Genomic DNA, 13,214 nt, shown 5'->3' on the forward strand with positions numbered 1-13,214 from the left:
AGCGGCCGCTTCCATTCCTTTTCGTTTCCATAAACGAGGCGGCGCTCAACAGCACCGAGCGTCATTCATACCAGTTCGAAATGGTTATCTGGTCACCTAATCAAGCGCGGAACCAAGGAACTGATTAGGAACGCATTCAACCAAAGCCGGCGCTCCAACGCCCCATCCCCGAGATGCTTGACCTCGGGGATGGGACACGCTGACGCCGCTTATTGCCAGTTGGCCGCAATCACCGGCGCCAGCGCGGTTTGGTAATTCGTCGGCAACGTGGTTTGGCCCGACGACGGCGGTGCAAAGGCCGCCATTGCCGACACCAGACTCTCGACCTGACTATCCAGCAAGGTCAAATTGCCGTCCGTGGTCTTGAACTGCTCGACGTGGTTGGCGCTGCCGCTATACCAGTTTTGCACGACCAGCTTATCCGACGTTCCGATGATGCTGACTTCCAGGTTGTTCCCCGCATGGACGAACCACAACTGGTCGGCGCTCACGCCGGTCAGGAACTGGGCCACGTCGGTATTACCCACCGTCGCATCGTTCTCGACCACGGTGTCGGCACTGTAGCCCCGGTCCAGAACGTAGGTGTCGTTGCCGGTACTGCCGCGCAAGGTATCGGTGCCGGCGCCACCTCTAAGGGTATTGGCGGCGGCGTTGCCGTAGATGATGTTGTCCAGACCGTTGCCGGTAGCATTGATCGCGGCTGAGCCGGTCAAACCTAAATTCTCCACATTGTCGGTCAAGGCATAGCTGACACTGGCGTACACCGTGTCGCTACCTTCGCCGGCAGCTTCGAGAACGACATCGCCGGTGTTGTCCACCTCATAGGTATCGTTGCCTTGCCCACCGCGCAAGGTGTCGGTGCCGGCACCACCTCTGAGGGTATTGGCGGCGACGTTGCCGTAGATGATGTTGTCCAGACCGTTGCCGGTAGCATTGATCGCGGCTGAGCCGGTCAAACCTAAATTCTCCACATTGTCGGTCAAGGCGTAGCTGACGCTGGAATACACCGTGTCGCTACCTTCGCCGGCAGCTTCGAGAACGACATCGCCAGCGTTGTCCACCTCATAGGTATCGTTGCCTTGCCCACCGCGCAAGGTGTCGGTGCCGGCGCCACCTCTGAGGATATTGGCAGCGACGTTGCCGTAGATGATGTTGTCCAGACCGTTGCCGGTAGCATTGATCGCGCCTGAGCCGGTCAAACCTAAATTCTCCACATTGTCGGTCAACGCGTAGCTGACGCTGGAATACACCGTGTCGCTACCTTCGCCGGCGGCTTCGAGAACGGCATCGTCAGCGTTGTCCACCTCATAGGTATCGTTGCCTTGCCCACCGCGTAAAGTGTCGGTGCCGGCGCCACCTCTGAGGATATTGGCAGCGGCGTTGCCGTAGATGATGTTGTCCAGACCGTTGCCGGTAGCATTGATCGCGGCTGAGCCGATCAAGCCTAAATTCTCCACGTTGTCGGGCAAGGCGTAGCTGACGCTGGAATACACCGTGTCGTTACCTTCGCCGGCATTCTCGATAACGTGGTCGTTAGCGTTATCGACTGAGTAAGTATCGTTACCGTCCAAGCCGATCAACGTATCTGCGCCGGCGTTGCCTTTCAAGGTGTTGGTGCCGGCGTCGCCGGTTAGTTGATTGTCCAACGTATTTCCGGCCAAGCTTAGCCCAGTACCGTTGGATATCGCGTTTTCAACGTTGGCGGTCAACGTATAAGCTTGGACACCTGTGATGTACACCGTATCGGTGCCTTCTCCGTCATATTCCAATACGGAATCCACGAGTCCGTCGGAGGCATCCAGGTCGTAGGTGTCATCACCATTCCCACCCGCTAAGGTGTCGCTACCTTCGCCGCCAACTAATGTATCGTTGCCCCCTTTGCCAATTATGTTGTCGCTACCCAATTGCCCAATTAATGTCCACGAATAATCATCGGGCGATACTAAATTATCATTTAACGCCGAGCCCATTAGCGTTGTACCAAGCGCCGACGCAAAGGAATAACTCCACTCATCGTCATCGAAAATTAGTTCCGGTTCGTCGTCTTGAAAATACCAATCAACTAACCGCAACGAGTCGGAAGTATCGCTAAATGTAATCAATAAATCGTTCCCGGACTTAACTAATACCACATCCTCAGGATCAATTCTCCAATCAAATACTACGCCACCCGAGAACTTGTGCGCTACGGCCTCTCCCATGCCCAAACGAAACTCGGCAGTCGGCAACGGTAACTGCCACTCTGAGATAAATGAAGTATCGGAATTTACGAAGTACGGTTCATCCCACTCCCCTGAGAACCCCAAAAATGACGGCGTACTGGATAACAATTCGTCAAGCCCGAGAGTACTACCATCGGCGAAACGAACGGTTACCGTATCGAACGAAGATACGTCAAATTGTGCATTCTCGCCAGGTAATAAGATAGCCGCGTGAGACGCACCATTCCAATTCAATTCCACGGTTTGGAAACGTTCGCCGTTAATTTTTATTACGCTGTAGCGCGATTTTAGATTGAGCTGCGTCACGCCATCCGGCAGTTCCAAAACATCAATGCTTGCTACGCTAACGAAATAATTAGTCTCGAACCATGGATTGATAATGTCAAATCCCCCCGCAGAAAGTACATAGCGATCGGAACCTCCATTTCCTAGCAAATAATTCACGCCATTGCCGCCAATCAGTACATCGGCATTCGACGTTCCTAACAGGGTATCGTTTCCACCGTCCCCATCAAGAAACGCCACGGTCTCTTCATTACCCTCGCCATGAAAATTCCAACTGTCGACGAAATCATTCCCATCACCGGCTTTAATAATCAAAGCAGGTGGTGCGTTTCGAATAACAATATGATCGTCGCTTACACTTCCCTCAACTTTAATTAGATTCCTCACGGTATTAATCGTTTCAAGCCTTAATTTTAAATGCGAGGGCAAAGTTTGTCCAGATTGTAACTGACGGCCTAACTCAACCGCACCGATCTCGCCACCGGTACTTTCAGAAACTTCAGAGATGTTTACGCTCGCATTAACATGAAAGTGTTGCTGCTGATACAGAAACTGATTTTCGACTTCCTCCCAGGATAATAGATATTGACCAACAATTCCACCAAAAGGGTGGACTGTCCCACCAATGGGGATGAAAAATGAATTAGCTTCCCAGCCGAGGCCAAGATTGACAATTTCAGATTTTAAAACTCTATTCTCGCGATAAATATTTTCAAATTCCTCGAATTGGTTTCGGTTCCATCCTGAAAGCGCTGTCCTATAAACACCAGAATCCCAATTCTGTTCATAACCCCGTGCCTGACTTAGTTCGTCTAATATCACGGTTTTGACAGCCAGTTCGGTTTTCAACCAATCGGTCGTATAGATATAGCCGGATTCCTGGTCAGGTCGTGAAGTTGCTGGGGGCGTGAAATGAATAAAATCGTAATTGAAATGAATTTGCGATTTTTGCTCAAAAGTTCCATCATTCAATTGAGTGAAACCAGACTTTACCAATCGGTCGGCGGCCCTGGTCCGCCAATCAAGTACAAAAGTTTCTTCTAAGCCAGCAATTTTCTCGATCGAGGCTCTATAAGCCGCATTAGTCGCTAAAACTTCCGTGAGCGATTGGGTTTCGCCCTCTCGGTTTTGAATCAACCACTCGTGCGGCAATTCATAAAAGTCCGCGAGTTTCAATCCCTGATTGCCATTTTGCCAGGTGAGCAATAAAGAGCTACCGTCAACACGCCCTTCCAAATCAGAAAAATTTAACCCAACCAATCTGATAACACTGGTTTCGTCCGTTTGCTCAACAACCGTATCGATTCCCATATTGCCAGACTTTAGTATGTAGGTATCGGTGCCATTGCCCCCCAACAGGGTATCGTCGCCTTGGCTACCGTCTAGGATATCGTCACCATTCATTCCTTCCACGGTGTCAGCAAATTGGGATCCCAGTAACAGATCGTCGCTTGCCCCACCCGTTATTCGAGAATGACGTAAATTATCAAGCTCCGTACTGTCGATTGTTGAGCCGTCCGCGAACTGAAACTGGCCGATAAACTCGTCTTCATTGAACCAGTCTTCCAGGGTTAGCGTCGCTTCCGGTCCATTGAGTAATTGAATAACGAAGTCACCGTTAGCTTGGCGGATCAGTTGAATGTCGCTACGCCGTATTCCCTCGCTGAATGACACGCGATCATTTTCGGCACCCGGCTGCCAAGCGATCACATCATTCCCGGTTTCCGAACCCCAACGATAGCTATCGATGCCATTTCCACCGATGAGTAGATCGTCACCTAGTCCGCCGACCAGCGTATCGTCGCCTTCGCCGCCAACCAGGGTGTCGTTACCGTCGTCCCCTATCAGCCAGTCGTTACCGTCGATTCCAAATAGTTGATCTGCGCCGTTGCCACCCCATAAAGTATTCGCGCTCGTATTCCCGCTAAGAGTGTCCATGCCGGCGCCGCCGAAGAGATTGCCGTCCTCGTTCTGTACGGTGAGGTTCATTGAGAGATTGACATTTGTACCTACCCAATCACGCAGGGATGCAATATCTAAACGACCGTCATCACTTCTGATCGACAGATTGGTTCCGAACAACGCTTGAAGGACTTGAACGTTACTACCATCTGGTCTGACTACGACTAAATCGCCGGATTGGACATTGATTATGGGCAAATAGCCGCCAGATCCTGTTACGGTGGAGATTTGGAGACGATTTGTGCCGAAAAAATCCGCTATCCGCGTGCTACCACCCACGTTGACAAGGTAGGTATCGTCTCCCTCGCCCCCTAGCAAATAGTCGGCGCCGCCTCCACCATCTAATATGTCATCACCCTCTCCGCCAATTAATACATCGTCTCCATTCAAGCCATTTATGCGATCGACAGTATTGCTTCCGATGATTGTATCGTTGAGATCCGTGCCATCCAGATCAAAGCCACGTGCCAAGAGTTGTTCGATGCTGAGCGTGGTACCGTCGGCGAATTCGAAGCGGCTGACCGATGAGCTGTTGAACACGTCGGTTTGGTCGAAGTTTTCGATATGTACGGCATTGCCGCTGCCCAGGTCCAACATCAGCGAACCCAAACGCAATTTAACATCGCTAGAATTCACGCCGTTGCCGAAGATAATTTTGCTGTTCTTTTCGGGATCGGTATCGATGATGTGGTCTATACCTTCGCCGGCGTTGATGAGATAGGTATCGAAACCCTTACCGCCATACAGCGTATCATTACCGGCACCGCCGATCAGGGTATCGTCGCCACCATTGCCGTAGAGGGTATCGTCGCCGGCGCCGCCGTCCAGATAGTCTTTGCCGTGATATTGCAAGGCCAGCTCGCTTTCCGTATCGTCGCCCCACACGATGTCGTTTTCGGCGCCGCCGAGCAAAATATCGTCGTTACCATTACCGAACAGCAAGTCGTTACCCGCACCGCCGTCCAGAAAGTCCTTGCCGTGCAGTAAAGCCGGGGTGGTCGAATAAAACCCAGTGGTTACCGAACCGTCGCCGCGCAGAAAGTCAGTGCCGCCACCGCCAACCAGCAGGTCGTTGCCGCCATTGCCGCTTAAAGCGTCATTATCCTCACCGCCGTCCAGGTAATCGTCGCCGTGGCCGCCAACAATGTCGTCGTCTCCGGCATCGCCGTAAACCACATCCGGGGCATCGTCCAGCGTTAATGATCCGCCGCCGCTAATGATAGAGGAGTTATTACCACTATCGTAAATTCCCCAGGTGCTGCCCAGGGTCCAGATGGTTTCCCCGGCGGGCGCTTGCCAGACATCGTTAGGCCCAGTGCGTTGCGGTGCGTTTAAGCCTGTGGCGCTGAGGATTTCGTCGTTGCCGGTTCCGCCATGAATGGTGTCCGAGCCGGACCCGCCGCCAATCAAGTCGTCGCCGGCACCGCCGTCGATCCGGTCGTTGCCGCCCCGGCCATCCAGCGCGTCATTGCCGCCCAGACCGTTGATGAAGTCTTTGTCGCTGGCGGCATGCTGGTCGCCGTAAATCACATCGCTGAAGTCTTGTTCGGAAACGCCGCCGGTCAGCGTCCCGTCGACCGACCAGGAGGTCGTCCCCCAATTGTAGGTTAACGCACCGGGAGAACCCGTAAGCGGCGCGCGCTGGTCGCCGAGGTAGGTGTACTCTGCGGCGCCAGGCCCGGCACCATCGCCCAGGGTAATTCCTATATCGCCCGGATGCCAGTTTAGGATTTTGACGGCATCTCCCTTACGCAGGATGTACAAGGTCTGGGTGTTGTCCGACTCGGTTTGTAAGTGGTAAGTGATGGTGTCTTGGAGGTTTGTTTGGTCTTGCCAGGTGGTGGCGCTGAACTTTTTCCATTCATCGGCGGCGGTGTTGCCGTCGCCCTGTATGTCGGTCAAGCTCCAATAGAGATGGCCTTGGCCGTCGCTGTCGATCAGGGTATCGAAGCCGTCGCCTTGGCTGACGACATAGATGTCGTTGCCTTCGCCGCCCAGCAAGGTGTCGCTGTCGGTGCCGCCAATCAGCGTATCGTCCCCGCCGTTGCCGACTAAAATGTCGCTCCCACCCAGGCCTTGGAGGGTGTTGGCTTGGTTGTTGCCGATGAGGAGGTCGTTTTGATCCGCACCGACATTGATTCGATAACCATCGCGTTTGGCACCAATCAAATCCAACTGTTGCTCAGTGGCAAGTTGAATGTCCAACGGGTTGATGGCATCACCCAGGCTATCGGGGAGATAAAGCCCAATCAATACGCTGGCGGCTTTCTGTAGGCTGTTTTCTAGGGTTTGAACGGCGTTATCTGGTGATAAATGGTAATCTCGATTAGCGTTACTAATTTGACTGCCGTAAGTGGCCTCATAATTTAGAATATCGTCATGATGCCGGTTATACATGGCGTAGATTTGTCTGGTTTGAGCTTCGTCTACGGTATCAGGATCATAAAGACTAAATATTTCGGATTCGTAATAGCGGCGTTTGGCTATACCATCGACAAAATTGGGATTTGAAGTTTGAGCGTTATAGCGTATTTGAAACCAAGCCTCTGCTCTGTCATCTGCATAAATCGCATCGTAAAAACCTTGCATTTTGTTATGAATAGCTGGCAACCCACGATTATATGTTATTGAAACCAATGCAACACGCTCCCATGATTGGGGCACAGCAAGTTCGTTTGCGGCTGACTCATAATTCTGATAAGTTTGGCCGAGCAGTAATTTCGCCTCTAAATTAGTCAAGTTTTTGCTAAATTCAGAGATGGCAATTGTTGTTTTTTGGCTAAGGATTGGTTCCAAATCGATTTTCTTTAGAACTACCCATTGCTCATCACTTAATGTAATGTTGGCATTTTTCCAGATAGTAACATTATCGTTACGCTCAAACGTATATCCATAACCTATAGTAGCTTTCCCATCTCCAATATTTTTAACATATTGAATATATCCCTCGGCTCGACTGATCACATCAACTACAGCGTCAACATAATCCTGTGTATTTTGAAAAAAACTGTATTTAATCATAAAAACTCCAAAATTCTATTTTAAAGGCCATCGCAAATTATCTTTATTCCGCCGTCGCTTATACTGTATACATTCCTTTTTCCAGTCTTATATTTTTCAGCTTCTGACGTCTCACCAACTAAAACATAGATTTTTTTATTTACGCGAATTAGAAAAAACTTTGCCTCTTCTAGTTCATATTTTTTCCCACTAGAAAGATTGACATATAAAGAGCAAAGACCATTAATGCCTGCGCCACAGCTCCTTATAATAGAATCGTCAATGCCATCACCTTCGATATCAATGCCTTGATAATAATCCTCTCCAGGTCTTATTTGCTGATAAGCTAGAATAAAGTTGGCCCGATCTTTTTTATTCTGTCGATGCACTAATTTGTCATGGATTTCTTTACATGTATTTTTATGCTGATCCGCATAACATAGATTGAAGAGCGCAAGAATAAAAAAAATACACAATATTTTTAAAGACATCATATAGCCACTTCCTATATAACTGGTATTGAATGTGGTCAGTGACATGGTTATTTTCCTTTGTATGGTTAACGTTCTTCAGCCATACGAATACGGCAGATGGTCTCAAATTCTAATAGCGGTTGATCGCTACCTTTCACAAACCGAGACCCTTTGATGTATTTCAATATATCCATATAGTCTTTGTATATGTGATTGGGCTCAAAATCGTCATAGGGCGTTTCAAAACGAGCGCCAATCAAATAAGTAACGCTATCCAGAATAAAAGGACGAAGTGAATGCCATTTGATGGTCGGAATATTCTCTGCGCCATGTATCAATCTAATGCCTTGTACATTTCTTTGCTTATATATCGTGGCGCCTATTAGGTCTTTTATGTTCAGTGTACCGAGGGGATAGACAGAAAATGAACTGGCACCGTAGACCATACCCTGGAAAAAACCATCCTGAACGGCTGTTTCTATCTTTCCGTCATTGTCAAGGCCGTAAGGTGCAATAACCATCGGGCATTACGCCATATTTTCAAACTATTCAAATTCATATAAATCTCCATCAATTTTTTAATCGCTTCCATTGATGATGCTTGTCCAATTGCGGAACATCCGTTATCAGGTCGTCGCCGTTGGTTCTGACACGACCCCTTGGCAGGGTCGGTCGATTTTGTCTAACAGGTTAACTCGTTACCATAACCCTTTAGTACCATTCGTTTCGTTTTTTGCAACAGCTTGCGCATTTACGCGCTTTTTCTGGATCGCGCCGCTAGCGGCCAAGCGGCCTCGTTTGCAGCATTCCGGCGCTTGGTTACCGTCTCGGTATCGAGTGCGCCGTTCACCGGACCGAGGCCGACGCCGTTCAGGTTGGGCCGGGTCGAGTCGGCGAAGGGGTAGGTCTGGTCGGTTTTGGCGAAGGTCCAATCGTTGGTTTGGGTGGTGTAGTCGGCATCCGCAAAAATGATGTCGTTACCGGCGCCGCCTTCCAGCCAGTCGCTACCTTCGCCGCCCATCAACGCGTCGGAACCGCCGCCGCCGATCAGCATGTCGTCACCGCTACCGCCGCTGAGAAAGTCGCCCAAACGATCGGCCGGGACCGAGCCCAACCCCGCTTCGGCGTTTTGTTCGTCGGCGTACAGTACGTCGTTACCTAGGTCGCCTTGCAGGATGTCGCGGCCGGCCCCGCCGTCCAACACGTCGTTGCCCTGGCCGCCGTCCAGCAGGTCGTTGCCGTTGCCGCCGTACAGAATGTCGTTACCACCCAACGCCGCCGCCTGAACGACGGCCCCGTTGAGTTGCTTGCGGTGATGAACCACACCGTCTTCGTCCAGCTCGGCGACTTGGGCCTCGGACCAACTGCCGCTTGGGTTGGCGATACCGCCGTCGCCGTAGAGCATGTCGTCATCGCCCCCACCCACCAACACGTCGGCGCCATCGCCGCCAGCCAATATATCCTGGCCGGTGCTGCCATAGAGTTGATCGTTGCCCGTGCCGCTGCTCAACAGGTCGCCGCGTTGTCCCGTTCCCGTTGCGGTTTGGCCTTGGTTGTAGAGCGTTTGGAAGTCTTGTTGTTGGTCGGCGTACAGCAGATTGTCGCCGCCGCGATTGGCCAGCAGGATGTCGCTGCCGGCATAGCCTTCCAGCAAATCGTTGCCGGTATCGTCGTAAAGCGTGTCTTCCCGGCCGGGATCGGCTTCGGTACCGACGATGACGTTGCCTAGAGCATCGGTGCCGATCTGGATGCCAGCGATATTGGGGTCTTGGTCTAGGGGTTTGAGGTCGCCGAACAGCTTCAAACCATTTGGCGCAGCGGGCGCTTGACCGGCGGCCAAATTGATACCCAATTCGCCTTCGGCCCAGTTTTTGACGAATAAGGTATTGCTCGCCGTAGCGATCAATAAATCCTGAGTACCATCGGCACGGACCACCAAGTTGTAACCGATGCTATGTTGGAGATCCTGCCAAGTGTTGCCGGCATGTATCCATTGGTTGGCGGCAATGCCGGTCTGGCCTTTGGCCTGTATCCCTTCGAAGGTGATTTTACCTTGACCATCGGTATCCAGAATGGTGTCCATGCCATCGCCGGCGATGAAGGCATAAATGTCGCTACCACGGCCGCCTTCCAGGTAATCGTTGTCCTTGCCGCCGGTTAATAGGTCGTCTCCGCCGCCACCGTAGAGCCTGTCGCTGGTATTGCTGCCGTTAAGCATTTCGCCAGACTGCGAGCCGAAGACGATTTGATGATCGTCCGAAAATAGGCTTAAGTCGTCAATAACAATTTTGAGCGGCTCGCCATCGACCAGTAAAGTCTTGTCGATATAGGTCCAATTGCCTGAAAATTGCAAAGTATCCCATTCGTCACTATAGGATTTATCCTTATAAAGCTTGAAAGCTTCACTTGCCAAATAGGCACTAGGAATGATTGGATTGCTCGCTGTTACTAGAGTGACTGCAGATAGGTAATTGGCTACAATCAAGTCGTTATAATCGTGTTTGCCACCGTCGTATTTTAGTTTCCAATCTAGCATCGCGGCTCGGTCTCTAAGATACTGCTCGGTTAGATCGCCGGTACCATTGGCCGAGTTATACAAATCCAGCGCCCCGTTTACGTTTGAAGCCACATAATCGAGGCCAGTCACGACGAAAGGATTGAGTTCGGCCAATGCAAAACGGTAGGCCAAGCCTTCGGCATCGTTTTGGGTTGCTTTAGCTACCATGCCGGATGAGTTCGCATCGCTTAGCAAGGTTAACGCAAAGCTTTTGCCATCATCGATCTCGGTCTTTATCGCAGTCTTAATCTCGGCTAATTTATTGTGCAACGCATTGCGAGACTCGATGTTCGACCACGAATTGCCGTCGGTGAGATTGACTGTGGCACCGGTTTTGGAATCGATATAGGTGGCATTATGCAACTCAGGTGCTTGGCCGATACCGACAACGGCTTTGTATAGTTTGTCGACTAAAATTTCCAGTGTATTGCCTTCGGATTGGCCCTGCTGGCCGGGTTCGGTACTGGCATTGCGATTGTTGGCCGATTGGATCAGGCGGTTTAATTGCTCCAGAGTGACGCTGGTATCAAGCGCCGCGAAGGTATCCATCACCGTCAGCGAATCTATCATCAACACCAAGCTGTGCGTATCGCCGAAATCGTTGACATCCCAATGATCACTGATGGCTAAAGCTTTGAAGCTGGCATTGAAATTGTCGATCAAGTCGGCGATATGCTCCGGGGTGCCTCGCCACAAGGGTTGATCTTCGATCTGCACGATGGCTTGGTCAGTGGTGTGCCGATAACCGCTGACCGCGACGGCCGAAAAACCCGAGCCGGCGACTTCGGTAATTTTGTCCGACAAGCCCGTATTGGCATAGAGCGTGTCCGTAAAAGGAATGGCGGCCCCAAATGGCGCACCGGTAGTTGCGCCTTCTGCGGCCAGTTTCATCGCCAGATGAAAGCGCCAATCGCCCATGACACCTAAAAAAGATTGATTCGGCTCGCCGGTGCTGTCGGTCAAGGTTCGTACCCGCCGCCATTCGGCTTCGGCATTATTGGCGGCGGTGATGGCTTGATCGTACAGCCCTGAACCGACGGTTTGGGCAAGCGACATTAGTAAATTTTCGTCGGGTTGGCCGTTGTTCCAGAGTTGATCAAACCTATTGATGACTTGATCGAGGCTGTTGCCATTGTTCAGGCCACCAGTACCGGCCGAGTTGAACAGGTAGACATGGTCGATTTGATTTATCCAGCCTTGTTCTTGAGCCAGCATCGCGAACGCTGTGGCCAAGTGGCCACCCAACGAATAGCCTGTGACGGTGAAATGGGCGTCGGCCGGCAATTGGCCGCTACTTCTCAGGCCGTCGAACCATTTCATCATGTCGCTGATTTGGCCGAAGGCCCAGCCGTAATCGTGAATGGAGTTGTTGGTGCCGCCGTCGCGGATGTTATCTTCGACGAATTCGGTGCTGCGGAAGGAGATGACGTATTCGGGATTAGAACCTGGGGTTTTGAACAGCGTACCGCTGAATCCGGTGTCGGTGTCGGTGTTGGCTTGTTGGGCGACGACGATCCAGTTGGCTTGAAAAGCGTCTATTTCCTTATCGGTGAGTATCGACGTGTGTTTATTTCCTTTTTCCAGCGCAATTTTAAACGGATCATCCTTCAGCAAATTACCCGTAATATCGGTTAAAAAAGCTTCCGACACCACTTGCAGTTGCATGTATTTCAGATAAGTCGTTATTGCCGATGAGTTCATGGATTTTCTCCTTGTGTGGGATGAATTACTTTTACGACGAAATCTCGCTGACTGCGTCCCGCCATTAATCGTTGGGGGCATGACCACGCCAGTTCAGTTTTAGCAAATGACCATGGCTGCCGGGCGGCGGCGGCACTCCCGCCGCCCCTGTCATGCAAATAGCCGATACGTTCGCCCAGCAACTCGCCGGTTTCCAGATCGACGACTTTCAAGGCACTGCCGGCGATCCACATCTTGCGTTCTTCCGGAGTTTCCAGGTCGTCGTAGGTCACGCCGTAGCGCGGCGGCGGATCGCCGGCTGGTTCGCGAGTCAGAACTAAGTCGTACCAAGTGCCGTCATCGTGTTTGGTAGGCTCCAGCAATTCTCGGGGGATGTAACCGACTTTGCGAAGCAGTTCGCTCCATTCTTTGCCTCTGACCTTGTCGTGTCTTTGCCAACTGACGGTATAGCGGTAGCGTTTACCGTCACCGGGATCGATCGCCTCGACGTATTTGAACGCGGGCTGCTGTTTGCACCTATTGGTATTCCCAACCCAGCACTGAAGCCCAAAACCGCCATCGTTCAAAAACGATTTGATATAACTGTCGAAATCCATATAACCCACGGCATGGTCGTTCGTATAGATGCCCATGGCGGGGTAGAAGTCGCCCAGGCTCTCGTAAGGACTCTTGGCGTCATTGCTGTATTGACTGATACCGGAGCTGGGATCCAATTCGATCTTCATCAAAAACACCCCATCGACACCATCGACGGTGCGGTAAATCTTCTCGCCCGAGCCCTTACACAGTTCGTGATAGCGGTCCAAGGCCTTGGTCATGGTGGCGAGCTTGGCGTCAATAAGCTGCTGTTTCTGGTGGTTTTGATGGAGCTTGTAAGCCACAGGCACCAGGAATATCGCCAGCACCAAGCCCATTGCCAGATATCGGAACTTAGGATTATTGATATTGCGCCGAGCGGCGGAAACGGTTATCCATAGCACGACCAAAAAAGTAGCGACACCGCCTATCGCCACT

Annotated in this window: 5 protein-coding genes; all 5 read right to left on the reverse strand. The window is 51.3% G+C overall.

The annotated features are described in order from the left end of the window. Positions 1 to 209 precede the first annotated feature (209 nt). The 5 genes from ACQE3D_RS18130 to ACQE3D_RS18150 all read right to left on the reverse strand — a co-directional run bounded on the left by ACQE3D_RS18130 (position 210) and on the right by ACQE3D_RS18150 (position 13,114). Positions 210 to 7,490, reverse strand: coding sequence for a calcium-binding protein (locus tag ACQE3D_RS18130; protein WP_427551144.1), 7,281 nt, complete (start codon positions 7,488 to 7,490; stop codon positions 210 to 212). A gap of 20 nt (positions 7,491 to 7,510) precedes the next feature. Continuing rightward, the gene (locus ACQE3D_RS18135) at positions 7,511 to 8,008 is read right to left on the reverse strand and encodes a hypothetical protein (protein WP_313729574.1); all 498 of its coding nucleotides are present in this window, start codon (positions 8,006 to 8,008) and stop codon (positions 7,511 to 7,513) included. Positions 8,009 to 8,028: 20 nt separating this feature from the next. Then, positions 8,029 to 8,463: a hypothetical protein gene (locus ACQE3D_RS18140; RefSeq protein ID WP_313729573.1), complete on the reverse strand. Its 435-nt coding sequence runs from the start codon at positions 8,461 to 8,463 to the stop codon at positions 8,029 to 8,031. Between the two features lie 230 nt (positions 8,464 to 8,693). After that, a complete protein-coding gene (locus tag ACQE3D_RS18145) occupies positions 8,694 to 12,200 on the reverse strand; it encodes a hypothetical protein (protein WP_313729572.1) in 3,507 nt (1,168 codons plus the stop codon). Next, complete coding sequence (locus ACQE3D_RS18150; protein ID WP_427551146.1) at positions 12,197 to 13,114, reverse strand: hypothetical protein; 918 nt, start codon at positions 13,112 to 13,114, stop codon at positions 12,197 to 12,199. The genes ACQE3D_RS18145 and ACQE3D_RS18150 overlap by 4 nt, the downstream gene beginning before the upstream one ends. Positions 13,115 to 13,214 lie beyond the last annotated feature (100 nt).

The organism is Methylomonas sp. MS20 (assembly GCF_050275925.1).
Lineage (GTDB): Bacteria > Pseudomonadota > Gammaproteobacteria > Methylococcales > Methylomonadaceae > Methylomonas > Methylomonas koyamae_A.